We start from the raw sequence: 26321 nt of genomic DNA, 5'->3' as shown, positions 1-26321 counted from the left end.
GCTTTAGAAGGGCTGATTGATCATGACCCTAAAGGTCCCTTCATCACCACCTCGCGCCAACTCAGCACGTACAACAATGCCTTCCACTTGGAAACGCACCGCGCCACCTAAGCTCCATTTCATGTCTGAGTGCAGTGTTTTGATGTCGTACTCATCCGCAACGCGCCCGACTTCGGCAAACGCTACCCATTGCCACCAAGGCAAATCATAGTAATTAATCAATGGGATATCACCCAAAGGTTGCCAGTCAGGAATCACTCGGTACTCAGCAGAGTAATGAACCGCAGAACGTCCGTGGTAGCGACCTCCGGTATAACCTCGTAAGCGATATAAACCACCAAGTCGAGCTTGTTCCGTTTCCGGTGGACGAGCACAATCTTGCCCAGAACAGTTATCCCATGTAGGCGTGTCAGCCGTATAGAAATCGAGTGCCACGACTTGTTGGTCGAACAGGTCACCTAAAGGGCCTAATGCGAAGTACTGACTGTTTTGGAAGGTCCACTTGAGCCACAAGTCATCGTTAGACCAGCTTTCTGCTCCGGTGGTGAATTCCAGGTTAGTATGAGAGCCCGTGGTTGGGTTACGTGTGCTATCACGGTTATCCCAATCCAATGCCAGACTAAAGCCTGTCGCCTCTTCAGTATTATTTAAACCTTCCAGTTCACGAGCGGTATAGAAAGGCGTGAAGATAATCGAACTGACACCCGACTCGACTGGCGAAGCAAAGCTCACATCTTTGATTGGCTGAAAAGCCCCTAACAAGCCATGTTCTGCAACATTGCCCCAAGGTAGCAAATACTTGAATTCAAACTGATAGTTCTGTTCTAAGCCATCGGCAATGGTTTTATCATCAATAGATGAATCGTTATCGCCTTGAGAGCCTATGTAATAAGGATTGTCGTTGAAGCGCGCTTGGTACATCTGAGTACTGAATAAAACATTCTCAGACAAAGCGTAGTTAAAGGCCGATAGAAAACCGACATAACTGTCTTTGTCTGAATAGAGTGCCATACCAAACAGAGCGGCTTGAGGTTGCCAAACGCCCTTTGCGACACCCGCAACCCCAAAGGTATTGCCCAAAGTTTCAGTACTAAAATAGAAAGGGACAAAGGCTGAATCTTTTTCTTCGCTCAAGACAGAAGAAGAAAAGCTGACACTGGCTAACGCCAAGACTGACGTTAGCCAGTGTCGAGTAGTTCGCTTGAACATCATTTAGTTTACAAGATCCATAGCTACTTCACATACTCCATCGCAACACGCGAAGTCAGCTTAGTGACTAGCTCGTACGCGATAGTGCCGATATGTTCTGCCACTTCTTCTGAAGGTAAATCTTTACCCCATAATGTCGCTTCATCACCGACTTTATCTGCAGCATCAGGGCCAAGGTCGACCGTTAGCATGTCCATTGATACACGTCCTGCGATCGGTACTTTTCGACCGTTAACGAACACTGGAGTGCCGTTAGGTGCAGTGCGAGGATAGCCATCACCATAACCAATCGCGATAACACCAACCTTAGTATCACGCTCACTGGTCCAGTTTCCGCCATAACCCACACTTTCACCGGCTTTCACATCGCGAACGGCAATTAGGTGTGAGGTCAGGGTCATCACAGGCAAAAATCCAAGCTCTTGCGCCGATTTATCAACAAACGGAGAGACACCATAAGAGATGATTCCCGGACGAACCCAATCAAGGTGGCTGTCTGGCCAAGCGAGCAAACCCGCAGAGGCAGCAAGTGAACGCTCACCTTCACAACCTTCGGTAAGAGATAAGAAAAGCTTTGTCTGTTCAACAGTGGTTGCTCTATCCAGTTCATCAGCACAACCGAAGTGGCTCATGTAACGTAGAGGTTTAGCAACATTCGCACATTGATGCAAACGCTCAACAAAGTTTTGGTATTGCTCAGGGCGAACACCTAATCGGTGCATGCCGCTGTCGACTTTGAGCCATACCACAACGGGTGTTTCCAAATCTGCATTCTCTAGCGCGCTTAATTGCTCTTCACAATGCACCACGGTTTGAATGTTGTTGGTCACCAGGATGGGTAAATCGCCCGAAGAGTAAAACCCTTCCAGCAACAAAATAGGTTTAACAATGCCACCAGCACGAAGTTGTAACGCTTCTTCAATACGCGCTACACCAAAAGCATCAGAGCTTTTTGAATGCCTGGCTATATGCAGTAAGCCGTGTCCGTAGCCATTGGCTTTCACAACAGACATGACCTTGCACTGAGGAGCCTTCGACTTTATCTGGTTCAGGTTATGTTCGAGCGCGTTTAAGTCAATGCTCGCCGTCGCCGCTTTCATGTAAGTCATTAGCGATTACTCATCATCAAATGCAGGGCCTGCATAGTTATCAAATCGGGAGTGTTGGCCTTGGAACGTAAGACGAACCGAACCGATCGGACCGTTACGTTGCTTACCAAGGATGATCTCAGCAATGCCTTTCAAGGAACTATCTGGGTTATAAACCTCATCACGATAGATGAACATGATCAAATCGGCATCTTGCTCAATCGAACCTGATTCACGCAAATCCGAGTTTACTGGGCGCTTATCAGCACGTTGCTCTAGGGAACGGTTAAGCTGAGAAAGTGCCACAACCGGAACGTTCAGCTCCTTTGCCAGCGCTTTCAATGAGCGAGAAATCTCGGCGATTTCAAGAGTACGGTTATCAGATAACGAAGGTACACGCATTAATTGAAGGTAATCTATCATAATCATAGAGATACCATCGTGTTCACGAGCGATACGTCGAGCACGAGAACGCACTTCTGTTGGCGTTAGACCCGAGCTGTCATCGATATACATATTCTTCTTATCCATCAGAATACCCATACTCGACGAGATACGAGCCCAATCTTCATCATCTAGCTGACCAGTACGAATCTTGGTTTGGTCTACGCGAGAAAGTGACGCAAGCATACGCATCATCAGCTGTTCGGCTGGCATCTCTAGCGAGAAGATTAAAACCGGTTTGTCTTGCTTCATCGCTGCGTTTTCACACAAGTTCATCGCAAATGTGGTTTTACCCATCGATGGACGAGCAGCAACAATAATTAAGTCAGAGCCTTGTAGACCTGCTGTTTTCTTGTTGAGGTCGTTGAAGCCAGTATCGACACCTGTCACACCATCTTGCGGCGTTTTGTATAGGATCTCGATACGTTCTAGCGTCTTCTCTAGAATGCTATCAACGTTTTGTGGACCTTCGTTTTCACTTGCACGGCCTTCGGCAATCGCGAAGACTTTACTTTCAGCAAGATCAACCAGCTCTTCCGATGTACGACCTTGAGGGTCATAACCAGAATCAGCAATCTCATTCGCGACACCAATCAGGCTACGAACAAGTGCACGTTGCGCTACGATATCCGCATACGCATTGATGTTTGCGGCACTTGGTGTGTTTTTCGCTAAGTCAGCAAGGTAAGCAAAGCCACCCACTTCTTCAAGTTGCTCACGCAGCTCTAAATGTTCAGAGAGTGTAATAAGATCCAGAGGAGAACTTTCTTCAAGGATATCCTTTACCGCTTCAAAGATCAGACGGTGAGGACGGCTATAAAAGTCTTTGGCCACAACCTTTTCGGCAACTGTATCCCAGCGTTCGTTATCTAATAACAAACCGCCAATAACAGATTGCTCAGCTTCTAATGAATGTGGCGGGACCTTGATGGCGTCCACCTGATCGTTGGCTGATTTCTGACTTTTGGTATCCACTATGACTACACTCAATAACTAATAATGATCGTTCATTATACCCAAGAACATCCGTTTGTAATCCGATCCTATGAGTTTGTTTTATTCTTCAGGAAGAATTTACCTATTGCTGACGGAATTAACCAAGGGTAGCATTACGATCCTGCCATTCATTCACTGTATAACTAGAGGTATGCGTGTCCAAATTATTGGCTCTGAGCACTGGTCTTCTAAGCACTGGCCTCCTGAGCGCTCCAATGGCCTTAGCTGATGATGCTAAAGCCTCTGTTGATGCAATCCTCGACTCTATAGTGGTTCCAGAACCTACTGCTGAGCCGATCGTCGTTGCACCGACACCTGAAGAAAAAGATATGGATATCGCACCGAGTGATGCTAGTGATACAGAACTGCCGAGCCCGCTAAAAACGGAAGTTGAATTTGGATATCAGTCGCATACTGGTAATTCTGATTCACGTTCGCTTAACGCACGCCTTAACGGTGAGTACACGGCTGGCCGTCATAGAACCAGTGGTGAATGGAAATACTACAACCTCTACAAAGATGGCGAAGAGGATAAAAGGCAATCGACTTACTCAGCTCAGAGTGACTACAAGTTAAGCCCTAAAACCTACCTTTACGGCAGCTTTAAAGGAGTCGACTCGCGATACAGTGCTTACTTTAAGGACTACACAATTTCGAGTGGTCTGGGTTACCAGTTTTCAAATACCGAAAAGTTTGTGTTAGAAGTCGAAGTGGGCCCAGGTTTTCGTTACCAAGAACCTAACCTTGATGAATTAGACGACGATGACATCATCTTCCCAGAGATTGTTGAAGAGGCAATTTTCCGTGGCAACGTGAATACGTCTTGGCAGGTATTGAAGAATTTGCAGCTCAAGGCCGACGTGACGCTTGTCTCTGGTCACAGTAACCTAAAGTTTGATACTGAACTCGAAGCCATCAATGATATCACTGACAATATCGCGCTGAAGATCGCACACTCTCGCCAGTACCACGATAAAGTGCCTGAAGGGTTAAGCAAAGAAGACTCTGTTCTATCGATCAACTTGCTATTCCAATTCTAATCTTAGGCCACTTCTAACCTTGAGAACGGCTTGCTCAGCAATAACAGCTTATGGATCACTATAAGCTTTTTACCGATTGTAGCCCTTCCTTATACTCCTATATTCCAGACATAAAAAAACACCAGCCGAAGCTGGTGTTTAAAACTTTCAAAAGAAAGAATTCGTCTTGGTACTGAAATTACTCAGCTGCAACGATAGCGATTTTCGCAGTAGCAAAAACTTCAGAGTGAAGTTGGATGCTTACTTCGAATTCGCCGATGTTACGTAGAGCGCCTTCAGGTAGGCGTACTTCGCTCTTAGCTACTGCAACACCTGCCGCTGTAATAGCGTCAGCGATGTCACGAGTACCGATAGAACCGAATAGTTTACCTTCGTCACCAGCTTTAGAAGCGATTGAAACGCCTTCTAGAGTGTTAACGTTCTCTGCACGAGCTTCAGCAGCAGCTAGTTGCTCAGCAACTTTAGCTTCTAGTTCAGCACGACGAGTTTCGAACATAGCAACGTTGTCTTTAGTTGCCATAACTGCTTTACCCTGTGGGATAAGGAAGTTACGAGCGTAACCAGATTTAACGTTTACTTGGTCGCCAAGGCCACCTAGGTTACCGATCTTATCAAGTAGAATAACTTGCATTATCTTAGTCCTCTTAAACTATTATTAACTATTACCGATTACTGATGCTTGTCAGTGTACGGTAGTAGAGCTAGGTAACGAGAACGCTTGATAGCGCGAGCTAGTTGACGCTGGTACTTAGCGCTTGTACCAGTGATACGGCTAGGTACGATTTTACCAGCTTCAGTGATGTAGTTTTTAAGAGTTGCTACGTCTTTGTAGTCAATCTCTTGTACGCCTTCTGCAGTGAAACGGCAGAATTTACGACGACGGAAGAAACGAGCCATGGGCTATCTCCTGATCTTAAATTTAGTAAAGCGGTCTTTCACAATTATCGAAATAACTATCAATGACCTAAAACAAGTTGAGAATTTTTTAAGGCGTTAAGCCAAAAAAGAATTACTCAGCAGCTGCTTCTGGTTTAGCTTCTGTACGCTCTTCGCGACGAGGAGCACGCTCTGCACGCTCTTCTTTTTGCTTAAGCATAATAGATTGCTCAGTCACAGCGCCTTTAGTGCGCATGATCATGTTACGTAGAACTGCATCGTTGAAACGGAAAGCAGTTTCTAGCTCGTCAATCACTTCTTGACCAGCTTCAACGTTCATAAGAACGTAGTGAGCTTTGTGAAGCTTGTTGATTGGGTAAGCCATTTGACGACGACCCCAGTCTTCTAGACGGTGGATAGTACCGCCAGCTTCAGTGATAGAACCAGTGTAACGCTCGATCATGCCAGCAACTTGCTCGCTTTGATCAGGGTGAACCATGAATACGATTTCGTAATGACGCATTTGGTTGCTCCTTACGGATTATTAGCTTCCACGAGTGGCCCGGTCGTCCAGAGGAAGCAAGGAACTAAAGATAAATGACCGAGTTTTAAGGACGGCAAATATTATAGAAAGAACCCTGTATTGGCAAGTGGTATTTGGCGAATAATGAAACAGTTTTTCTTTCGCCATTTAGGGGCTGTTAATCTTTCGAGCTGGCTTTTGCAGTTCTTTGTGGGAAATTTATACAAGGCAGAGGCTTTGACGTGTAGCTAGCCTACATAAAAAGCCGATAACGCAGTAGAAATGAACCACAAAGACTGCCCGAAGGGTTCGGCTAAAATCGTTTTATGCTTTGTTGAAGAATATTTGCTTAGAATGACTAGGCTACATACTCTTCGCCGCGCCTAAAACGATTTTATCTCGAACAAAATTCAACCACGAAAGAGCAACAGCCCCTTGCCATCTGATAAACCAATCGATTCTGCCATAACAGCCTAAAAACAAACGCCCACCAACAAGTGGTGAGCGTTAATAAATTCATAGACTTAAAGTCGTTTTGCCTTTTGACTCAGCTTTACTCTATTGAGCTAGGCGCTGACGTACCGCTTCAAACAGACAGATGCCTGATGCTACCGAAACGTTTAGGCTCGACACGCTGCCGGCCATTGGAATCTTAATTAGGTCATCACAGGTTTCACGCGTTAGACGACGCATACCGTCACCTTCTGCCCCCATAACAACCGCAAGAGGGCCTGTTAGCTTCGCTTGGTAGATATCATGCGTAGCTTCACCTGCCGTACCCACAAACCATACGCCCTGCTCTTGCAGTGCTCGCATTGTGCGAGCTAGGTTGGTTACACGTACTAGCGGAACCGTTTCAGCTGCGCCACATGCAACCTTGCTTACCGTTGCGGTTAACGGCGAAGAGCGATCTTTCGGTACGATAACAGCAGCGACACCTGCGGCATCCGCGTTACGTAGACAAGCACCTAGGTTGTGAGGGTCTGTTACGCCGTCTAGAACCAACAGCAAAGGCTGTTCGTGCTGCGCTAGGATATCGTCTAGGTGAGTTTCATTAAGCTGCTTAGCAGGCTTCACCTTAGCAATAAGACCTTGGTGATTCGCACCTTGTGCTTTTTCATCCAGCGGCTTACGGCCCATCTGCTGAATCGACACACCAAACTGTTGCAGTTGGTTCAGTAATGGAAGAAGGCGCTCGTCTTGGCGACCTTTCAATACATACGCTTCGATAAAACGTGCAGGATCTTTTTCTAGTACGGCTTTCACCGCGTGAATACCGTAAATAAATTCGTTACTCATTGTCTCAAGTTACTCTTATTGCTCAGAGAAGAATGACATCAATGCCGATGCATCCCTCTCTGTGTTGTTCATTTCGAGAGTATGCGTCTTGCGCCTGATACTCTCGCATTAAATTAAATCAGTTAGGCGCTAAACCTGATTAGCAAAGCGCCTTATTTAACCTTAAGATCTATCAGTCTTAAGACTTATCAGCCTTTGGCTTACGGCTTGCAGCACGCTTTTTCTTAGCGCGAGCTTTAGCAGCACCGGTTTTATTCGCTGGCTTTTTCTTCTTAGCAGGGCCTTCGCTGCTTCCGTCAGGTCGCTTAGTTGGCTCAACCATAGGCTTCGCTGATACACCTGGCTTATTACTCTTCACTGCTGAGCGCTTCTTGCTTTTCGCCTTTTTCATCGCTTCTGCTGCACGCTTCTTGGCTGTTTTGCCTTTACCACGCGGCTGACGATCGGTGTCTTCTAAGTCAAAGTCGATTTGACGAGTTTCTAAGTTAACCGCAGAAACCTTCACTTTAACCGAATCACCCAAGCGGTAGATATTACCAGAGCTTTCACCCACTAGACGCTGGCCAACAGCATCAAATTGGTAGTAATCATTCGCTAGCGCTGAGATATGTACCAAGCCATCAATGTGCAGCTCAGTTAGACGAACAAAGAAGCCAAAACCAGTCACGTTGGCAATTACGCCATCCATCACTTCGCCGACATGGTCTTGCATGTATTCACACTTCAACCAGTCGTTTACTTCACGTGTTGCGTCATCAGCACGACGCTCAGTCATTGAACACTGCTCGCCGTAGAAGTCCATATCATCGAAAGTGTAGTGGTAACCACCGGTTGGCGTCCAACGTTCGCTGTTGCGACCGCCTTCTTTCGCAATAAGGTACTTAATCGCACGGTGCAATAGCAAGTCAGGGTAACGACGAATCGGCGAGGTAAAGTGAGCATAGCGTTTAAGGGCTAAGCCAAAGTGACCCGCGTTATCCGCGTTGTAGACCGCTTGTTTCATTGAGCGCAGCAACATGGTTTGGATTAACTCACGGTCTTCACGTTCATTAATCTGTTGCATCAGTTGCGCGTAGTCTACAGGAGATGGTGACAGACCACCTTCCAGCGTTAAACCTAATTCACTTAAGAAGCTCTTGAAGCCCATTAAGCGCTCTTCGCCCGGAGTTTCGTGAACACGGTACAGAGCAGGCTCTTTCGCTTTCTCTACGTAAGATGCCGATGCGATGTTCGCCAGAATCATACACTCTTCGATGATCTTGTGTGCATCGTTACGGATTACCGGTTCAATACGGTCGATCTTACGATCCGCATTGAAGATAAATTTGGTTTCTACCGTTTCAAACTCTATCGCACCACGCTCATCACGCGTTTTCTTAAGCACTTTGTACATCTTGTGCAGTTCTTCAAGATGCGGTACTTCTGGCTCGTAACGCTCACGAAGTTCTTCATTGCCATCTAAGATCGCGCCTACTTTGTTGTAAGTAAGGCGAGCATGAGAGTTCATTACCGCTTCGTAGTGCTTGTAACCCGACAGCTTACCTTTGTCTGAGATAGTCATCTCACACACCATACATAAACGGTCTACTTGAGGGTTCAATGAACACAAACCATTTGAAAGCACTTCAGGCAGCATTGGGACAACTTGTGACGGGAAGTATACCGAGTTACCACGGTTAATCGCTTCTTTGTCTAGCGCTGTATCTGGGCGAACGTAGTAACTTACGTCAGCAATCGCTACCCATAGACGCCAGCCGCCGCCTTTCTTCGCTTCGCAGTAAACCGCATCATCGAAGTCACGCGCATCTTCACCATCAATGGTAACCAATGGCAGTTTACGCAGGTCTACACGTCCTTCTTTTGCTTCTTCAGGAACATGCTCACCGAGGTTTTCGATTTGCTTATCTACTGCTTCAGGCCACTCTTGTGGGATCTGGTGAGTACGGATCGCAATCTGCGTTTCCATACCCGGCGCCATGTTTTCACCAAGAACTTCGGTTACTTTACCCATCATGTTACGAGAACGACCACCGCGATCCGTAATTTCAATCACAACCACATTACCCATTCGAGCACCGCCTTTATGCTCAGTAGGGATCTGGATGTCATGACTAATACGCGAATCATCAGCAACAACGTAAGAATGGCCGTACTCTAGGAAGAAGCGACCAACAAGTGGCGTTTTACGCTCTTCAAGCACACGAACCAAACGACCTTCACGACGGCCACGCTTACTGTTATCAGTAGGCTGAACCAATACGTAATCACCGTGCATGATGGTTTTCATCTGATGATGCGGCAGAACGATATCGTTGTCTTTACCCACACTGCCGTCTGGGCGCACCCAACCATGACCGTCTTTATGACCAATCACATAGCCTTTGATCAGTTCCATCTTCTCAGGCAATGCGTAGCACTGACGACGAGTAAAGATAAGCTGTCCATCACGCTCCATTGCACGTAAACGACGACGCAGCCCTTCATATTGTTCCTCTCCAGCAAGACCCAAAGCTTCGAATAGATCGTTGCGGTTCATCGGAATATTCGCGTCTGTTAGAAACGAAATAATGAACTCTCGGCTTGGTACTGGGTTATCGTAATTTTTCGACTCTCGGTCGGCAAAAGGATCAACAGTGGTTGTCGCTGTCGTATTTTCTGACGTTGGTGTGTTTTTTGACATAGGCGGGCCTGCTTAAGCAAGGAAGGTATATACCCCTAGTATATCTGATGCTAGGGGTAAGCTACAGATATGCTTTAGAAAACACTCAAATAACCTCAGATTGATACATATCTTCACTTTGTGAAACATCACTTCATAGACGTGGACTATCATCAAAATTTCAAGCAAACGATAAAACAAACGTTTGCGCCATGAATGAAATACACTATTATCCACGCACTTTACCAACTCCTGTTCTGAGTATGATATGAAACTAAAACGCACTTTATTGGCTTCAGCTATGGCGAGCCTAGCTCTGTTCCCATTCGCAAGTTCGGCAATGGAAAAAGCTGACCTGATGATTACCGATGCGATGGTTCTGACCATGAACCAAGACAAAACGGTTTATGAAAGCGGTACTGTTGTGGTCAAAGACAACAAAATCATTGCGGTTGGAGATGCTTCACTAGAGAAGCAGTACCAAGCTAAGCAAGTGTTAGACGTGGATGGCGATATCGTTATGCCAGGTCTCATCAATACCCATACTCATGTATCAATGACAGTTTTCCGTTCGTTGGCCGATGATGTGCCAGATCGCCTGCACCGCTACATCTTCCCACTAGAGAAGAAGCTAGTATCGCGAGACATGGTACGCATTGGTGCCAACCTAGGTAACGTTGAAATGGTGAAAGGCGGTGTGACAACTTACGCCGACATGTACTACTTCGAAGATGAAGTCGCAAAAACCGTCGATAAGATCGGTATGCGTGCCATCCTAGGTGAAACCGTTATTAAGTTCCCAGTCGCCGATGCGGCTAACGCCGAAGAAGGCATTAAGTACGCGTTGAATTTTATTGAAGAATACAAAGATCACCCGCGAATCACACCAGCGTTTGCCCCGCATGCGCCTTACACCAACACCACAGAGATCCTGCAGAAAATATCTAAGCTATCCCTAGAGTTAGATGTGCCAGTAATGATTCACCTTGCAGAATCACACCGTGAAGAAGAGAAAATCGCAGAGCGTTCTGATGGGTTATCTCCGGTTCAATACATGGACAGCATTGGTGCACTCAACAAGAACTTGGTGGGTGCACACATGATCCTCGTTGACGATCATGATATCGAACTGGTGAAGAAATCGGATATGGGTGTGGCTCATAACATGAGTGCTAACATCAAGTCAGCAAAAGGTGTATCACCTGCCCTTAAGATGTATGACGAGAACGTGCGTATCGGTTTAGGTACTGATGGCCCAATGTCTGGTAACACACTGAGCACCATTGATGAGTTCAACCAAGTCGCTAAGGTTCACAAACTAGTTAATAAAGATCGTGCTGCGATGCCGCCGATCAAAGTGATCGACATGGCGACAATGGGCGCAGCAAAAGCGCTACACATGGAAGATAAGATCGGTTCTCTTGAAACAGGTAAGCTCGCGGACATCATAGTGATCGATACTAAGGCTCCGAACATGGTGCCAGTGTACAATCCATATTCAGCGTTAGTGTACTCAGCAAACTCAGGTAACGTTCGTCACACCATCGTTGATGGCAAGATCATCATGCAAGACCGCGACATGCTAACGGTAGACGAAGACAAGATTCGTCAAGAAGCACTCGATTTCACCAAGGTTGTTCGTGAAACGGTCATTGAGTCTGGTGAGGTTGTTCAATAAGCTCGCTATCGAATAGCATGACCATCTAAACGTAAAAAGCCCCGCACTAATTCAGTTAGGCGGGGCTTTTTAAATCTTATTTCCTGTAACAATGAGTGCAGGGATCATTACAGTTTTTTGGCTCGGTATTACCAGAACACGTCTCGACGTTTTGCTCGAGCAATAATATTGTCTGGCATTCTCTGTTCCAGACCACTACGAAGCACAGTGATACGTCTGTGTTGTCTTTGGTCTGCCGTTACCGAGTTATACAACCAACGGTAAGCATCTTCATAATCCAATGGGCTGCCGTAGTCACGTAACAAGAGTTCCGCTAAGTGAATACTCGCACTTAAGTTACCCATCGAGGCTGCTTCACGTAGATACGGAATCGCACGCTCTTGATCTTGTTGTACCAAAGTACCACGAGAGTAATAACGACCTAACTGCTCTAATGCAGCGGGTAAACCTTGATGTGCCGCGTTTTCCATATAGTAAAGGCCAAGCTCTACATCTTGTGGAACACACACACCCCAAGCCAACATATCACCATATAAAAACTCATAAGAAGGCAAGCTAATACGCGTTGCACGAGCAACGATATCTTCAACTAACTGGCACTTATCAGCTTTCACTCGTTCTAGATGTTGATTATTTTCGATTAAATTAATCAGTTCAGCTTCTGTATATATTGGAACGGGCTCTCCCACATCAGCCAAATTTGCATGACTCAAGGGTGAGCTCAGCGCCATTATTAATGAAGCTGCCACAATTCGTAGCTTCATACCTGCACTCTATTATCTGTCGCTAAAGTTATCTATTGAGGGGTGCAGAGGATTTCTACACGCACAAAACAGGGTGAACTTCACTTTCCATGATATCTGTATCGGCAATAACCCCGACGGCTTTAGACAAAACTTGCCGCTAATGGGCAATATTTTGCCTGATGACGCTTAAAAGATCACCATCAAAGAGTGAACGGCTAAATTGCAGGTATTAAAAAGCCGACTTAATAAAGTCGGCTTTTAGAAAACTATTTAATTATCAAAGCACTTTATGTGCTGTGGTAATCACTCAACGGGCATTACGCGCCGTATGGGTGAACCTTGATGATAGTTTCGTTACGATCTGGGCCAGTTGATACGATATCAATTGGAACGCCAGTTAGGTCTTCGATACGCTTGATGTAATCTAGAGCAGCTTGTGGAAGCGCGTCGATAGATTTAGCACCAAATGTGTTTTCAGACCAACCAGGCATTGTTTCGTAGATTGGCGTCGCTTCTTCGAATGACTCAGCAGCCATTGGAGAAACTTCTAGGATAGAACCATCTTTCATCTTGTAACCAGTACAGATTTTTAGTTCTTCTAGGCCATCTAGAACGTCTAGTTTAGTTAGACACATACCAGATAGAGAGTTGATTTGGATTGCACGACGCATAGCAACAGCATCGAACCAACCAGTACGACGTAGACGACCAGTTGTTGCGCCAAACTCGTGACCAACATCGCCTAGGTGTTTACCAACTGGGTCTTGCTTCTCAAGGCCATCGTATAGCTCAGTTGGGAATGGACCAGAACCAACACGAGTACAGTAAGCCTTAGTAATACCAAGGATATAACCGATGTGACGAGGACCGAAACCAGAACCTGCAGCAACACCACCAGCAGTCGTGTTAGAAGACGTTACGTATGGGTAAGTACCGTGGTCGATATCTAGTAGCGTACCTTGAGCACCTTCGAACATGATCTTGTCGCCGCGCTTACGTGCTGCGTCTAGTTCGTCAGTTACGTCGATAACCATCGCAGTTAACATGTCTGCGTAGCTCATCGCTTGCTCAAGAACTTCTTCGTAGCTTACTGTTTCAGCTTTGTAGAAGTGCTCTAGTTGGAAGTTGTGGAATTCCATAACTTCTTTTAGCTTCTCAGCAAATGCTTCTTTATCGAAAAGGTCGCCAACGCGTAGACCGCGACGAGCAACTTTATCTTCGTAAGCAGGACCGATACCACGACCCGTTGTACCGATAGCTTTAGCGCCACGAGCGATTTCACGCGCGTTGTCGATTGCAATGTGGTACGGAAGAATTAGAGGACAAGCTTCAGAGATGAAAAGACGTTCACGTACTGGAATACCGCGATCTTCAAGAGGCTTCATTTCTTTTAGAAGTGCGTCAGGCGATAATACTACACCGTTACCAATAACACATTTAACGTTATTACGTAGGATGCCTGATGGAATTAAGTGAAGAACGGTTTTTTCACCGTCAATTACAAGTGTGTGACCTGCATTGTGACCGCCTTGGTAGCGAACCACGTATTTTGCATCTTCAGTTAAAAGGTCAACGATTTTACCTTTACCTTCATCACCCCATTGGGTGCCTAGAACGACTACGTTATTTCCCATCTTTCCAATTTCTGTTGCTAATTAAAAATGGATTCTAGCACTGAATCACACTTCTTGCAGTCACTTTTTGTTCATAAACGTTAACGCTGTACAAAAATAAACCAGCTATAACTGGGGGCAGATGTGTAAAGATACTGATATCATTGCTTTTTTACAGACAAAAGGCAGAACCATGTCTCAATCAATTTGGCTCGCTATTGGGCTCGTACTTATTGTTGAAGGGCTCGGCCCCTTGATTGCACCCAATGGCTGGAGAAACATGGTCGCACAACTGAGCGAGCAACCAGACACGCAACTGCGCCGCATTGGAGGCTGTCTTGTAGTGGCTGGAGCGGTTATCGCTTTCATGACCTACCGTTAGGTTTTCCAAAGCACGGAGCTGTTACTCAATCTCCCTCGAAGATTCAATGGTCAATATTCAACGCATAGAAAACAAAAAGGCTCCCACAATGGGAGCCTTTTAAGTTTTAACGTATTTTGCTTATTGAGCTAAGCATTCGCTAACGCATCAGCTTATTTTGCTGGAGCGCCGCTTGCTTGATTCATGTATTGGAAGAAGTCTGTCTTCGGATCCAGTACTAGAATGTCGCTCTTGTCGCTAAATGATGTCTCATAAGCTTGCAATGAACGCATGAAGCCGTAGAACTCAGCATCTTTGCTGAACGCATCAGAGTAGATCTTCGCTGCTTCTGCATCCGCATCACCACGAGTGATTCGAGCTGTACGGTCAGCTTCAGCAAGAACTGTTGCCACTTCTAGCTCAGCTTGAGCACGGATAACTTCCGCTTTCTCACGACCTTGAGAACGGTGTCTACGAGCAACCGACTCACGTTCTGCACGCATACGACGGTAGATAGATTCACTGATTTCGTCAGGAAGGTTAATCTTCTTCATACGGAAATCAACAACTTCAACACCTAAATCAGCCATCGCACTTTCTGCCGTTCCAGACAAAACGTTTTCCATGATCTTATCGCGTTCGCCATCAACTTCTAGTGCTTCTGCAGCCGCTACCGTTGTGACGACTTCGCTATCAGCAGAGTCTGGCAGGATGTCCTTATTACGAGGACCTGACACGATTTGCTTAATTTCACGAGAACCAATTTCAGAACGAAGAACATCTGTCACTTTACGCTCAAGAAGTGCTTCTGCCGTCATGATATTACCGCCACCGGTACTCAGATAGAAACGTCCAAAATCAGCAATGCGCCATTTTGCGTAGGTATCAATTAGAACGTCTTTTTTCTCTGATGTTACGAAACGGTCAGAACGGCCATCCATAGTTTGAATACGAGCATCAAGTACTTTTACGCGATCAAACATAGGCAGTTTAAAGTGCAGGCCTGGTTCATAGATTCGTGATACGCCGTTGTCATCGAGAACTCGACCAAAACGAATTACCATGCCACGTTCGCCTTCTTGAATCACAAATAGTGACATCAATAGAAGGGCAATCGTCACAACTAATACAGGGATCATTAATTTACGCATTATTAGTATCTCCCTTGGCGTGAACTGTCTGAACGAGTTTGAGTGCTAGGCTTAGGATCCGCTTGAGTTTCTAACTCAATTTGATCGTAAGTTGATGATGCTTTTGCAGGGCGAGAGCCCGACTGAGAACCACCTTGTGCGCCTAGCTTATCAATTGGTAGGTATAGCAAGTTACCGCTTGATTCAGAATCAATCAGGACTTTCGATGTGCTTGAGTACACTTTTTCCATTGTATCTAGGTACATACGGTTACGTGTTACTTCAGGAGCAGCTTGGTATTCAGGTAGCAGTTTCTCGAATTGAGCAACTTGACCTAGAGCACCATTAACTGTGCGCTCTGAGTAACCTACCGCTTCTTTCTTCAAACGCTCAGCTCGACCTGTTGCTTTTGGAAGAATGTCATTTCGGTAAGCTTCAGCTTCACGCTCGAAACGCTCTTCATCCTCACGAGCCGCGATAGCATCATCAAATGCATCTTTCACTTGCTCAGGTGGACGTGCTGACTGGAAGTTCACGTCAACAATCAGAATACCCATGTCGTAGCTATCAATAATACGGTTCAACGTTTCTTGAGTGCTTTGACGAATCTGCTGACGACCACTTGTCAGGATACTATCCATTAGTGAGTCACCAATTACCGCACGAAGAGCAGAATCGGTTGCTTGGCGTAAACTGTCGTCTGCATTCGTTACACGATACAAGTACTTGTATGGGTCAGAAACACGGTATTGAACACCCATTTCAACAGTCACAACGTTTTCATCTTTCGTTAGCATCGTGCCAGCAGCACGTAGAGAACGAATCGCTTGAACGTTTACTAGTTGCTCATCTTTGATTTCATCGATGAAGCGTGGGTGCCAGTTAAGACCAGGTTCTTCGATACGGTCGAATTGACCCAGTCGAAGTACTACTGCTCTTTCTGCTTCGCCAACGGTGTAGAAACCAGCGAAGAACCAGATAGCAATAGCAATAACGGCAATGACACCAAAGCCAATTGCACCGCCACCGCCAATAGATGGCCCGTTACCGTTGCCACCCTTTTTACCAAACTTGCCACCTAACTTTTGACTTAGTTTACTAAACACTTCGTCTAGATCTGGCGGTCCTTGATCTCGGCCGCCGCGATTGTTTTTATTACCCCAAGGGTCATTATCGCGGCCGTTATTATCGCCGTTGTTGTTATTTCCAGGCTCATTCCACGCCATTAGAAAGCTCCATCATTTGATATGACGTTATACTGTAGCAGTCTCTTTGGTAACGATAAAGTCACCTAAGAGCGCCCCTTCTCTTTTTTCAAGTTTAGACCAATCTATTTGTTGCATTCGGATATCTATCAACAAGTTACCATTTTCATCATACTCTTCCTGTTGAATACATTTCATCTCGAAGAATAAGCTGCGAATACGGCCCTGATGTTGATGTGGAATACACAACCGGAATTGAACCATCTGGCTAGCTAAACGCTCAGTTAAAGCTTCAAACAGCAGTTCAATACCTTCTCCTTCCATTGCAGAAACCCAAACAGCGCGAGGTGCGCCCTCTTCGTCTCTTTCAATTCGAGGTTTTTGGTCTTCCATGCAGTCAATTTTGTTCATGACTACAAGGGTTGGCACTTCATGAGCATCAATTTCTTCTAATACTTCATGAACAGCCTGAATGTTCTCACGAAAACGGTCATCACTGGCATCAACAACATGTAACAAAATGTCAGCTTCCTGCGTCTCTTGTAATGTTGCCTTGAACGCAGCGACCAAGTCGTGTGGTAGATGACGGATAAAACCTACGGTGTCTGCGAGAATTGCAGGCCCGACATCTGCCAAATCAATCTTACGTAGTGTTGGGTCTAGAGTTGCAAACAGTTGGTCTGCCGCATAAACACCAGCACTTGTGATGCGATTGAAAAGTGTTGATTTCCCTGCGTTGGTATAACCAACCAAAGAAATTGTTGGGATTTCAGCTCGATTACGAGCACGTCGTCCTTGTTCACGCTGCTTAGCGACTTTCGCTAAACGACGTAGTATTGCCTTTATACGGTCACGCAACAAACGTCGATCGGTTTCCAGTTGAGTTTCACCTGGACCACGAAGACCAATACCACCTTTCTGCCTTTCAAGGTGAGTCCAACCACGAATCAATCGAGTAGAGATATGACGAAGCTGAGCGAGCTCAACTTGTAGCTTACCTTCATGAGTTCGCGCACGTTGTGCAAAGATATCTAAGATCAAACCCGTGCGATCAATCACACGACATTTACACAATTGCTCGAGATTTCGCTCTTGGGCAGGAGAGAGGGAGTGGTTAAAAATCACAATTTCAGCACCGGTTAGCTGAACAGCTTGTGCGATTTCTAGGGCTTTACCTTCTCCAACGTAGTATTTAGGGAGTGGGGATTGTCGGCTACCAGTAATCACTTGTAGCGTTTCTACCCCCGCTGAGGAGACCAGCATTTCACATTCGCTTAGATCTTCCCATTCTCCCTCTTGCGTGAAGTTGATATGAACAAGTACGGCTCGCTCGCCGGATTCATAACGGTCAAACAAGCAACCAACTCCTTATTACAGCGCAAGCTGTATCAATTGAACGATTAATCTTCAGTCTTCTCTGGACGATCAGATGGCGTGCGTTGCTCGCCGCTGTGGTGACTAACTGCGCGAGCAGGTACCACAGTAGAAATCGCATGCTTGTAAACCATTTGGTTTACTGTGTTCTTCAATAAGATCACGAATTGATCGAAAGACTCGATCTGACCTTGTAGCTTAATGCCGTTAACAAGATAGATAGAGACTGGAATGCGCTCACGACGGAGTGCATTTAGGAATGGGTCTTGTAGCGATTGCCCCTTAGCCATTTTATTTTCCTTATTTGTATTTTGTTGTAATTATTTAGCTAGTGGTGCACAAAAAGGTGCGGCCTTTGCATCTGAGCTAAATGAATAAAAAAACTCCGTTGTTATTGAAAGGCTGTGATTTTTTAAAAGCCTCAATAACGGATCCTTTCCAGAGTATATTCACGCAAAAGCGATCACATTATACACAGCAATACTAATCAGATGCTATTGCATCTGAAAGAGTTTCTAACGCTTGATCAATGTTTTCGCTATCTAACCAAGTTAAATCATCCCAACTGCGCAACCAGGTGATTTGTCGCTTGGCCAACTGACGGGTTGCACAGACACCACGGAAAACCGCTTCGTCTAAATCACAATTACCGTCTAAATAATCCCACATCTGCCTATAACCAACGCATCGGATCGATGGCAGTTCAGGGTGAAGATCTTCTCTGGCGTACAACGCCTTCATTTCATCTTCAAATCCCGCTTCTATCATCTTCTCGAAACGCAGCTCAATGCGGCGATGGAGTTCAGTCCTTTCCTTGGGAGTTATTGCAAATTGTTTTACACGAAATGGCAGGCTATCGCCTTTCGTTTGAGTTAGCTCTGTTAATGTTTTACCCGAAATTCGGTAAACTTCCAATGCCCTTGAAAGCCTTTGTGGATCATTTGGGTGTATTCTTTCAGCGGATACGGGATCTATCTCTCTTAATTGATCGTGCAATGCCTGCCAACCTTGTTCGATAGATTCCGCTTCAATCTGCTTACGAATCTCTTGATCCGCGGCTGGTAATGGCGATAAACCTTCCAACAATGCTTTGTAGTAAAGCATTGTGCCGCCAACAAGTAACGGGATTTTGCCTTCCGCTACAATCTTATTCATTTCATTGATCGCATCACGACGAAAATCTGCCGCAGAATACGCTTCGCTTGGATCCAAAATATCAATCAAGCGATGAGGCGCGAGCTCAAGCTCTTCCGCATCCGGTTTAGCGGTACCAATATCCATGTCTTTGTAGATCAATGCCGAATCGACGCTGATGATCTCTACAGGGTATTTCTGACGTAAGCGGATAGCTAAATCTGTTTTTCCCGACGCCGTTGGGCCCATTAAAAACAACGCTAAAGGTAATTTTTCAGTCATGATATTTTGTATTTGCTTCTCTGTTTTAGCGCTTTTTAGCAAAGGGCTTTGTGTCGCGACGTATTCAGCTAAAAAGACAAAGGTCGTCGCGAAAAAATTAAACCGTAAACGCGGCTATAGTCGCTGAAAAGTCGATAGGATTAACAAACTCTGGATCATCTAATGGAAGTAGACCATGCCAAAGTTGTTCTAGTTCCCCAACTAGTTGAACCGCTTCAGATAAAGTGTAGTCGCTTTTTACTTGTGCCGTTTGAATCCCTATCCAGTTGACCAATGATGGCAATAGGTCGTTAGAAACATTAGCCGTGTGATTATCAGCAATCTGAGCGTTTAATGAAGCCGCGTAAGATAACAGATCTGGGATCAAAATTTGTAAGTTTTGCTGCCTCAAAGGAGAAGGTACGCCCATCACCATTACCGCCTCGCTGTTTCGCGCCTTAAGCTCAATCCCCAGCAATGCCAAAGTTTGGCTCAGCGCCTTAGCAACCTCGACAAGTTCACTACCCAGCTTAATCGATAAGGGCACCAATAGTGGTTGGCTTTTTAACGCGCCCCCTCGAGTATCAAGCTGACCAACAACACGCAATAACTCAGCCTTAGCCAAGGAAACCAATACACTGCCGTTCTTATTGCCCATCACCAGATATTGACGTTCCACAATCGAGACCGCTTTACCCAAGTCCGTTACAGGTACTCTTGGCTTCAAGTTAACGGGATTCTGTTGAGCAGGCTTAGCTTCTATATTTTCTACGTTATCTACTGGTGCCACATGCGCTTGAGAAGATGAAGGCTGTACAACTTGAACATCAAAATCAGGCGTTTTCAGAAGCTCTTTATAGGCTTTCACTTCTCGCTTAGATGGCGCGGGGTCACCATGATGCTGGTGTGGCTCTTTCTCTTTTTTAGGTTCAGGTCGAGACTCTATCCACTCTTGGCGAGGAGAACCGGTAAAACTGCTTTCACTAGCAGACGAGCTTCGGCCAGCAGATGAACTTGAGCTGGTTGATGGAGCATAGTATCGCCCAGCATCATTAACACTGTGTTGAGGCTTATCAAAAGCGTGCTCTGATTCTGCTTTTCTCGGGTAGGCAGGCGTTTGCTCAATAGCGTGTCGCACCCTATCCGAAACTTGGCTTTGATCCGAACTGCTAGACATTACGCTTTCTGGCTCAGCGAAACTTGCAACACCATCAACTTCAGAGCTCGTACTATCCTGCTGATGATGAATCACTTCTGATTGATGAAAAGCCGACTGATTGATCGGTGCAGCATCGATCTGCTTGCTCTGTGCTAAACCATCACTCAATGCTTGGTAAATAAAGTCATGCACAAGACGCGCTTGATGAAAACGTACTTCGTGTTTTGCAGGGTGAACATTCACGTCCACCTGATGCGGGTCAAGTTCAATAAACAACACATACGTCGCGAATTGGTCTGGACGCAGACTGGTTTCGTAGCTTTGACGAATCGCATGGTTGATCAGCTTGTCACGCATCATACGACCATTCACATAGCAGTATTGCAGGTCGCTTTGTTGTCTTGCTCCTTCTGGCGTGGTGATCCAGCCATGGAGTTTTAGACCTTGGTGCTCAAGCTCGATCTTAAGCATATGACGAACAAAAGGATTGCCACATACCGCAGCGATACGCTTTTCTGCTTGAACTTGTGTTTTAGCAGCACGGTACTGACGAATCATTTTACCGTTATGGCGAAGGTTGATCGTCACATCGAAACGGCTCAATGCGATGCGTTTAAGCAGTTCATCGATATGCGTGAATTCGGTTTTCTCGGTGCGTAAGAACTTGCGGCGTGCTGGTGTATTGAAGAACAGATCCAACACCTCAACCGAAGTACCAATAGGGTGCGCCGCAGGCTGCAGTTTGACCTGCATATCACGACCTTCACTGTGCGCTGCCCAAGCTTGATCTTGAGTGGCAGGACGTGAAGTCATGGTTAAGCGCGCAACCGAGCTAATACTCGCCAGCGCTTCACCACGGAAACCGAGGCTGACGATCGCCTCTAGGTCATCAAGAGTGTGGATTTTGGAGGTAGCATGACGACTCAGCGCCAAGGCAAGCTCATCTTTAACGATGCCCTTACCATTGTCACGAACGCGGATCATCTTAGCGCCACCTTTCTCGATATCAATATCGATACGAGTGGCACCCGAATCCAAACTGTTCTCAACCAACTCTTTTACAACAGAAGCGGGTCTTTCTACCACCTCACCCGCTGCGATTTGGTTAGCTAACCGAGCTGGCAGTATTTTGATCGTCATATTTATAGCTACCTTACTGCCATTGATGGAAACGCTGTTACGTTTGCACTAGTTCTTCTTTTTTAACATTGATATACCTGAAGCCGCTTAGTATTCCCAAGACTACTTGTGAGGAATAATCAACACTTGGCCGATAGCTAGGCTGTCAGATCGTAGCTTATTCGCTTGGCGAATGCTGTTGACGCTCACGCCGTATTTCGACGCAATCTTGCCAAGGTAATCACCTCTTGCAACTTTGTGTTTACGCAGAGGAACATCTTTCACTTCAACCGTAATACGTAACTTCTGACCGACTCTCAATGTTTCAGACTTCAAGCGATTCTCACGTTTGATATCTGCCACCAATACTTTGTAACGGCTGGCTATCTTACCTAGGTACTCTCCAGACTTAACCGTGTGAGTTATGGTCTTCGTTTTAACCGCACTGCTTGATGATGAACTTGAAGCGCTGCCTGGAATCTTAAGTACTTGGCCAATTGCTAGGCTGCTCGATTTCAGATTGTTGAACTTCATCAACGTCTGTGTCGACGTACCATATTTGCTCGCAATCACAGACAAAGACTCGCCACGAGAGACTTTATGTTGGCTCACGCTACCCGTTGATGACGTTGCGTTAGATAAGATAATCCCTTCAGGCGGGTTAGCCTTCAAATACTTAACGACCGCTTTAGTCACTGCTCGTGCCAATTTATCTTGGTGCGAACGTTGGAAAAGAAGCTTCTCTTCCGTCGGATTAGAAATAAAGCCAGTCTCTACCAGTACTGATGGAATCTGTGGTGAACGTAATACTGCTAAACTGGTGTTAATCGGCTTACTGTTATGCAACTTCGCAACCTTACCCATTTCAGACAGAATCGCCGTTGCCAGTTTGTAGCCCTCTTTCTGTGAGTGACTAAACTGCAAATCAAGTAGGGTTTGGTTTACGTTCTTATCATCAATATTGCCGGTGAACGCTGCACCACTGCCACCCAGCAATTCTGACTGTTTCTCTTTGTTCTCAATCCAGCGTGAGATCTCGGTATTCGCACGTCGAGTATTCAACACAAATACCGAACCACCTCTTGGTTGAGGCGTAGTAAAGGCATCGGCGTGAATAGAGATCAACAGGTGAGCTTCATTCTCTCGAGCAATCGCAACACGTCGATTCAGGTTCACAAAGTAGTCAGCATTACGAGTCATACGAGTTTTGATCCCCGGGACCGCATTCAGTTGAGCTGCTAACTTCTTAGAAATACTCAGAGTCGCGTCTTTTTCATACTTACGAGATGGACCGATTGAGCCAGGATCTTCACCGCCGTGGCCAGGGTCAATCACAATTAGAATGTCTTTCTGGCGCTTAACCTGATTAATGTTCTTACTTACCGTTGGCTTACTCGGCGTCGATGTCGCTTTACTTGCCGCACCATGAGGTAAGTCGATCACCAAACGGTGTCCATACTGACCACCCGGAGTCGGGCTCAGTTTGAACAACTCGGCTTTAGACGACTTCTTTAATTCAAAAACCAAGCGATAGGTGTTTTTGTTTGGTGGTGAGCTCTTACGAATCTTAGACAAAACAGGACTGTCTTTCACCACGACCGGTAACTTAGTCGCAAGATTGGTATTTTTTAAATCGACCACTAAACGACTCGGGCTACTCAGGGTGAAATAGCTAAAGTCCGCTTCTGATTTTAAGTCGATAACCACACGAGTTTCTTCTGGAGAAGGCCAAACCCTTAAACTTTTCAGTGAGTTTGCAGAAACAAGTGAAGAAAACAGTATAGAAAAAACAGCAGCCATCATGGCCACTGTTGAAATAAGGCGTTTAGAAATCAACATAACTCCAACTGACTAAGTAAGCGCTGTCCGTATTCACTATTAGCGGTTAAAGAAACAATACGGTGATCGTCTTGGTAACGAATATCAATATCCAAATCGGCTTCTGGTAGCATCCCATAACCTTTCTCAGGCCATTCAACCAAACAGATAGCATCCGGAGTAAAGTAGTCACGAATTCCCATGAACTCTAACTCTTCAGGATCGGCTAGGCGATAAAGGTCAAAGTGGTACACCTGCCAATCGGCAAGTTGATAAGGTTCAACTAGAGTATACGTTGGGCTCTTTACATTTCCTTGATGGCCAAGTGCTTTTACAAAGCCACGACTGAAGGTCGTTTTACCTGCGCCAAGATCACCATGCAGATAAATAGTCGTCTGCTGTGAGCAAAGATTAGAGAGCTCCGTTCCTAATTGAATCGTTGCTTGTTCATCTTTCAAAGTAAATTGTTTCGTGCTCATGAATACGTTCTCTAAAAATCGATCGTTGACTATATAAAAATCAAAAGAACAAGAATAGTAAACCGTGATGCTTTTGGGAGACAAGCACTCAAGTGTAAGTTCTATGAAAAATACTGCTCAAAACGCGTCTGTTCTGGTCAACACCACTAAGATCCGTTAAGATCCGCCCCCATTTTTGCCGAACCTAATTTTAATTAGCCTTATCTCTAATTGTAAAACAGAGAAAATAAGAATTAAGCCATGAATCTAGACCATCTTGCTGAAAAAATTAAAATCTGGGGAAAAGAGCTAGGCTTTCAAAAAGTTGGCATCTGCGATGTTGACTTAAGTGAACACGAAGCCCCTCTTCAAGCATGGCTAGATGCTGGCAATCACGGCGAAATGGATTGGATGGCTCGACATGGGATGATGCGTGCACGTCCTGATGAACTTCACCCAGGCACAATTCGAGTGATCAGCGCTCGAATGAATTACCTACCACCAGAAGCTCAGTTTGCCTCTAACCTAAGCGATACCACTCAAGGCTACATCAGCCGTTATTCTTTAGGCCGCGACTATCACAAATTGTTCCGTAACCAGTTGAAAAAGCTGGGACAAAGAATTGAAAAAGAGGTCGAGGGTTTAGACTCACGCCCTTTCGTCGATTCAGCACCTATTTTGGAAAGACCGCTCGCTCAGAAAGCCGGGTTGGGTTGGACAGGTAAACACTCATTAATTCTTGATAAAGACGCTGGCTCTTGGTTCTTTTTAGGGGAGCTGTTGGTTAACATCCCTCTTCCAACGGATGAACCCAGTGTCGATGAGTGCGGCAAATGCACCGCATGTATCACTTCTTGCCCAACGGGTGCCATTATTGCTGATGGCGTGGTTGATGCGCGAAAATGTATCTCGTACTTAACTATTGAATATGATGGTGTGATCCCTGAAGAGTATAGAGATGCTATTGGTAACCGTATCTACGGTTGCGATGATTGTCAGTTAGTTTGCCCGTGGAATCGTCATGCCGAACTCACAGAGCAAACAGACTTTCACCGCAGAGAAGATTTCCAAGAAGCCGATCTGGTTTCACTTTCAAGTTGGGACGAAGCAACCTTCCTAAAGAAAATGGAAGGCTCAGCAATAAGACGTATCGGCCACACCCAGTGGTTACGCAACATCTTTGTTGCGATGGGCAATGCACCATTCCAACAACGCATTGTTGAAACGCTGGAATCCCATCAAGGAAAAAACGATATGTTGGATGTGCATATAGAGTGGGCTTTGAATAAACAACTACAGCAGTTACCCAACTCTAGCAGTCTGCAAGAAGATAACGGTGTACAAAAAAGTAACAGCAAAATCCTCACCAAAAAGCACAGACTGATACGCATTGTTGAGAAAGGGCTACCAAGAGACGCCTAGCCCTTTTGGCATCAAGGATTGACAGCGACACCCACATCGATAGTCCAATATTTAAGACAACTCGTTGCACATAATTTTAGAACAATGTTTGACCTTGTTCTCAATTCTAACAATGTGGAAAAAATTCAGAACTCTCGTAAACTTCCGACACCCGCACAAAGTTAAACACAGTACCGATAAATGATTAAGATCAAAAAACAACAAGTTAACGATCTTTTATCAAATTCAAGATAAGCATTCAACTTGATAAAAAACAACAAGTTACGATCACCACAATTCAGCTAATATATTGAAAACAAGAAAGATCTTTTAGGGATATGTAAAGAATTAAGACTGAAATAACTTTATCAACCAAGTTATCCACACCTAACATTTTGTGGATAAGTCTGTTTATAGATATGAAAAACCTCAAGTATCTGCTTCAGAGACCTGATGTTTACTAGCATTCCAGTTGCTAAGAAAAATTTAAGACAAAAAAATATCCACCATGATGGAGGATTATTTGCTTTTTGGGGGGATTATGCTTCGCAGCATTAAAGAAAGAGCGTGACCCTTAAGGTCGCCTTTAAACTCTGTGATCTAAAGAAAAACACGGTGGTTTAAAGAGTCTTAATAGCTTTTTAGAAGAAAGCTGGAGCGATACATCGGGTTCGAACCGATGACCTCAACCTTGGCAAGGTTGCGCTCTACCAACTGAGCTAGTATCGCA

The 26321-nt window shown here is 45.4% G+C and carries 22 protein-coding genes and 1 tRNA gene; 4 read left to right on the top strand and 19 right to left on the bottom strand.

Annotated features, from left to right (window positions below; genetic code table 11):
* Positions 1-3 precede the first annotated feature (3 nt).
* Genes MSG38_RS22920 through MSG38_RS22910 form a run of 3 tightly spaced genes read right to left on the bottom strand, consistent with a single transcriptional unit; the run spans position 4 to position 3716 of the window.
* A complete protein-coding gene (locus MSG38_RS22920; RefSeq protein ID WP_102447833.1) occupies positions 4-1209 on the bottom strand; it encodes a BamA/TamA family outer membrane protein in 1206 nt (401 codons plus the stop codon).
* A gap of 23 nt (positions 1210-1232) precedes the next feature.
* Positions 1233-2318, bottom strand: a complete 1086-nt coding sequence (alr, locus tag MSG38_RS22915; RefSeq protein ID WP_248369865.1) for an alanine racemase — start codon at positions 2316-2318, stop codon at positions 1233-1235.
* Between the two features lie 6 nt (positions 2319-2324).
* Positions 2325-3716: a replicative DNA helicase gene (locus MSG38_RS22910; RefSeq protein WP_016767560.1), complete on the bottom strand. Its 1392-nt coding sequence runs from the start codon at positions 3714-3716 to the stop codon at positions 2325-2327.
* 176 nt (positions 3717-3892) lie between these two features.
* Here MSG38_RS22910 and MSG38_RS22905 point away from each other — a divergent pair, with 176 nt between their 5' ends.
* Entirely contained in the window at positions 3893-4777 is an 885-nt protein-coding gene (locus tag MSG38_RS22905) for a DUF481 domain-containing protein (RefSeq protein WP_050652213.1), read from the top strand.
* 178 nt (positions 4778-4955) lie between these two features.
* On the opposite strand, the gene rplI is transcribed toward MSG38_RS22905, so the two are convergent.
* The 5 genes from rplI to rnr form a co-directional block, all read right to left on the bottom strand.
* Positions 4956-5408 carry a 50S ribosomal protein L9 gene (gene rplI / locus MSG38_RS22900; protein ID WP_048610692.1) on the bottom strand — a complete coding sequence of 151 codons (453 nt, stop codon included), beginning with the start codon at positions 5406-5408 and terminating at the stop codon, positions 4956-4958.
* Between the two features lie 38 nt (positions 5409-5446).
* Positions 5447-5674, bottom strand: coding sequence for a 30S ribosomal protein S18 (gene rpsR, locus MSG38_RS22895; protein ID WP_000090472.1), 228 nt, complete (start codon positions 5672-5674; stop codon positions 5447-5449).
* 112 nt (positions 5675-5786) lie between these two features.
* Complete coding sequence (gene rpsF, locus MSG38_RS22890) at positions 5787-6176, bottom strand: 30S ribosomal protein S6 (protein ID WP_004741278.1); 390 nt, start codon at positions 6174-6176, stop codon at positions 5787-5789.
* A gap of 558 nt (positions 6177-6734) precedes the next feature.
* Positions 6735-7475, bottom strand: a complete 741-nt coding sequence (gene rlmB / locus MSG38_RS22885) for a 23S rRNA (guanosine(2251)-2'-O)-methyltransferase RlmB (RefSeq protein ID WP_017063180.1) — start codon at positions 7473-7475, stop codon at positions 6735-6737.
* 178 nt (positions 7476-7653) lie between these two features.
* Positions 7654-10155, bottom strand: coding sequence for a ribonuclease R (rnr, locus tag MSG38_RS22880; RefSeq protein WP_050647227.1), 2502 nt, complete (start codon positions 10153-10155; stop codon positions 7654-7656).
* A gap of 247 nt (positions 10156-10402) precedes the next feature.
* Between rnr and MSG38_RS22875 the strand changes: the two genes are divergently transcribed.
* A complete protein-coding gene (locus MSG38_RS22875) occupies positions 10403-11812 on the top strand; it encodes an amidohydrolase (protein ID WP_060983117.1) in 1410 nt (469 codons plus the stop codon).
* Between the two features lie 128 nt (positions 11813-11940).
* Here the strand turns inward: MSG38_RS22875 and MSG38_RS22870 are convergent, their stop codons facing one another.
* Positions 11941-12576 (bottom strand): tetratricopeptide repeat protein, encoded by a 636-nt coding sequence (locus MSG38_RS22870; RefSeq protein WP_017063177.1) that lies wholly within the window; start codon positions 12574-12576, stop codon positions 11941-11943.
* A gap of 299 nt (positions 12577-12875) precedes the next feature.
* Entirely contained in the window at positions 12876-14192 is a 1317-nt protein-coding gene (locus MSG38_RS22865; RefSeq protein WP_010434108.1) for an adenylosuccinate synthase, read from the bottom strand.
* A 172-nt stretch (positions 14193-14364) separates the two neighbouring features.
* Between MSG38_RS22865 and MSG38_RS22860 the strand changes: the two genes are divergently transcribed.
* Positions 14365-14553: a DUF2065 domain-containing protein gene (locus tag MSG38_RS22860; protein ID WP_010434105.1), complete on the top strand. Its 189-nt coding sequence runs from the start codon at positions 14365-14367 to the stop codon at positions 14551-14553.
* Positions 14554-14705: 152 nt separating this feature from the next.
* Here MSG38_RS22860 and hflC read toward each other — a convergent pair whose 3' ends face one another.
* The 8 genes from hflC to tsaE all read right to left on the bottom strand — a co-directional run bounded on the left by hflC (position 14706) and on the right by tsaE (position 24211).
* Complete coding sequence (gene hflC / locus MSG38_RS22855) at positions 14706-15683, bottom strand: protease modulator HflC (protein ID WP_050647226.1); 978 nt, start codon at positions 15681-15683, stop codon at positions 14706-14708.
* A 2-nt stretch (positions 15684-15685) separates the two neighbouring features.
* Positions 15686-16888, bottom strand: coding sequence for an FtsH protease activity modulator HflK (gene hflK / locus MSG38_RS22850; protein WP_048610697.1), 1203 nt, complete (start codon positions 16886-16888; stop codon positions 15686-15688).
* Positions 16889-16915: 27 nt separating this feature from the next.
* A complete protein-coding gene (hflX, locus tag MSG38_RS22845) occupies positions 16916-18223 on the bottom strand; it encodes a ribosome rescue GTPase HflX (protein ID WP_017059928.1) in 1308 nt (435 codons plus the stop codon).
* Positions 18224-18267: 44 nt separating this feature from the next.
* Positions 18268-18531: an RNA chaperone Hfq gene (hfq, locus tag MSG38_RS22840; protein WP_017059927.1), complete on the bottom strand. Its 264-nt coding sequence runs from the start codon at positions 18529-18531 to the stop codon at positions 18268-18270.
* A 193-nt stretch (positions 18532-18724) separates the two neighbouring features.
* Positions 18725-19657, bottom strand: a complete 933-nt coding sequence (miaA, locus tag MSG38_RS22835) for a tRNA (adenosine(37)-N6)-dimethylallyltransferase MiaA (protein WP_248402705.1) — start codon at positions 19655-19657, stop codon at positions 18725-18727.
* Positions 19658-19754: 97 nt separating this feature from the next.
* Positions 19755-21935 (bottom strand): DNA mismatch repair endonuclease MutL, encoded by a 2181-nt coding sequence (gene mutL, locus MSG38_RS22830; RefSeq protein ID WP_248402704.1) that lies wholly within the window; start codon positions 21933-21935, stop codon positions 19755-19757.
* 102 nt (positions 21936-22037) lie between these two features.
* The gene (locus tag MSG38_RS22825; RefSeq protein ID WP_248369871.1) at positions 22038-23753 is read right to left on the bottom strand and encodes an N-acetylmuramoyl-L-alanine amidase; all 1716 of its coding nucleotides are present in this window, start codon (positions 23751-23753) and stop codon (positions 22038-22040) included.
* Positions 23747-24211 carry a tRNA (adenosine(37)-N6)-threonylcarbamoyltransferase complex ATPase subunit type 1 TsaE gene (gene tsaE, locus MSG38_RS22820; protein WP_004735870.1) on the bottom strand — a complete coding sequence of 155 codons (465 nt, stop codon included), beginning with the start codon at positions 24209-24211 and terminating at the stop codon, positions 23747-23749. The genes MSG38_RS22825 and tsaE overlap by 7 nt, the downstream gene beginning before the upstream one ends.
* A gap of 240 nt (positions 24212-24451) precedes the next feature.
* Between tsaE and queG the strand changes: the two genes are divergently transcribed.
* Complete coding sequence (gene queG, locus MSG38_RS22815) at positions 24452-25612, top strand: tRNA epoxyqueuosine(34) reductase QueG (protein WP_048617802.1); 1161 nt, start codon at positions 24452-24454, stop codon at positions 25610-25612.
* Between the two features lie 632 nt (positions 25613-26244).
* Here the strand turns inward: queG and MSG38_RS22810 are convergent.
* Positions 26245-26320: transfer RNA gene (locus MSG38_RS22810), tRNA-Gly, on the bottom strand.
* Position 26321: the final 1 nt, after the last annotated feature.

The sequence above is a fragment of the Vibrio sp. 1CM24A genome (assembly GCF_023161725.1).
Classification (GTDB): domain Bacteria; phylum Pseudomonadota; class Gammaproteobacteria; order Enterobacterales; family Vibrionaceae; genus Vibrio; species Vibrio coralliirubri.
The sequence above is the reverse complement of the archived record's forward strand: the minus strand, read 5'-3'. Positions and strand labels throughout refer to the sequence as shown.

Excerpts from the sequence above, each read along its gene's own strand:
- MSG38_RS22920 (WP_102447833.1), bottom strand. The coding sequence starts at position 1,209 with ATGTTCAAGCGAACTACTCGACACTGGCTAACGTCAGTCTTGGCGTTA.
- alr (WP_248369865.1), bottom strand. The coding sequence starts at position 2,318 with ATGACTTACATGAAAGCGGCGACGGCGAGCATTGACTTAAACGCGCTC.
- rplI (WP_048610692.1), bottom strand. The coding sequence starts at position 5,408 with ATGCAAGTTATTCTACTTGATAAGATCGGTAACCTAGGTGGCCTTGGC.
- rpsR (WP_000090472.1), bottom strand. The coding sequence starts at position 5,674 with ATGGCTCGTTTCTTCCGTCGTCGTAAATTCTGCCGTTTCACTGCAGAA.
- rpsF (WP_004741278.1), bottom strand. The coding sequence starts at position 6,176 with ATGCGTCATTACGAAATCGTATTCATGGTTCACCCTGATCAAAGCGAG.
- rlmB (WP_017063180.1), bottom strand. The coding sequence starts at position 7,475 with ATGAGTAACGAATTTATTTACGGTATTCACGCGGTGAAAGCCGTACTA.
- rnr (WP_050647227.1), bottom strand. The coding sequence starts at position 10,155 with ATGTCAAAAAACACACCAACGTCAGAAAATACGACAGCGACAACCACT.
- MSG38_RS22875 (WP_060983117.1), top strand. The coding sequence starts at position 10,403 with ATGAAACTAAAACGCACTTTATTGGCTTCAGCTATGGCGAGCCTAGCT.
- MSG38_RS22870 (WP_017063177.1), bottom strand. The coding sequence starts at position 12,576 with ATGAAGCTACGAATTGTGGCAGCTTCATTAATAATGGCGCTGAGCTCA.
- MSG38_RS22865 (WP_010434108.1), bottom strand. The coding sequence starts at position 14,192 with ATGGGAAATAACGTAGTCGTTCTAGGCACCCAATGGGGTGATGAAGGT.
- MSG38_RS22860 (WP_010434105.1), top strand. The coding sequence starts at position 14,365 with ATGTCTCAATCAATTTGGCTCGCTATTGGGCTCGTACTTATTGTTGAA.
- hflC (WP_050647226.1), bottom strand. The coding sequence starts at position 15,683 with ATGCGTAAATTAATGATCCCTGTATTAGTTGTGACGATTGCCCTTCTA.
- hflK (WP_048610697.1), bottom strand. The coding sequence starts at position 16,888 with ATGGCGTGGAATGAGCCTGGAAATAACAACAACGGCGATAATAACGGC.
- hfq (WP_017059927.1), bottom strand. The coding sequence starts at position 18,531 with ATGGCTAAGGGGCAATCGCTACAAGACCCATTCCTAAATGCACTCCGT.
- miaA (WP_248402705.1), bottom strand. The coding sequence starts at position 19,657 with ATGACTGAAAAATTACCTTTAGCGTTGTTTTTAATGGGCCCAACGGCG.
- mutL (WP_248402704.1), bottom strand. The coding sequence starts at position 21,935 with ATGACGATCAAAATACTGCCAGCTCGGTTAGCTAACCAAATCGCAGCG.
- MSG38_RS22825 (WP_248369871.1), bottom strand. The coding sequence starts at position 23,753 with ATGTTGATTTCTAAACGCCTTATTTCAACAGTGGCCATGATGGCTGCT.
- tsaE (WP_004735870.1), bottom strand. The coding sequence starts at position 24,211 with ATGAGCACGAAACAATTTACTTTGAAAGATGAACAAGCAACGATTCAA.
- queG (WP_048617802.1), top strand. The coding sequence starts at position 24,452 with ATGAATCTAGACCATCTTGCTGAAAAAATTAAAATCTGGGGAAAAGAG.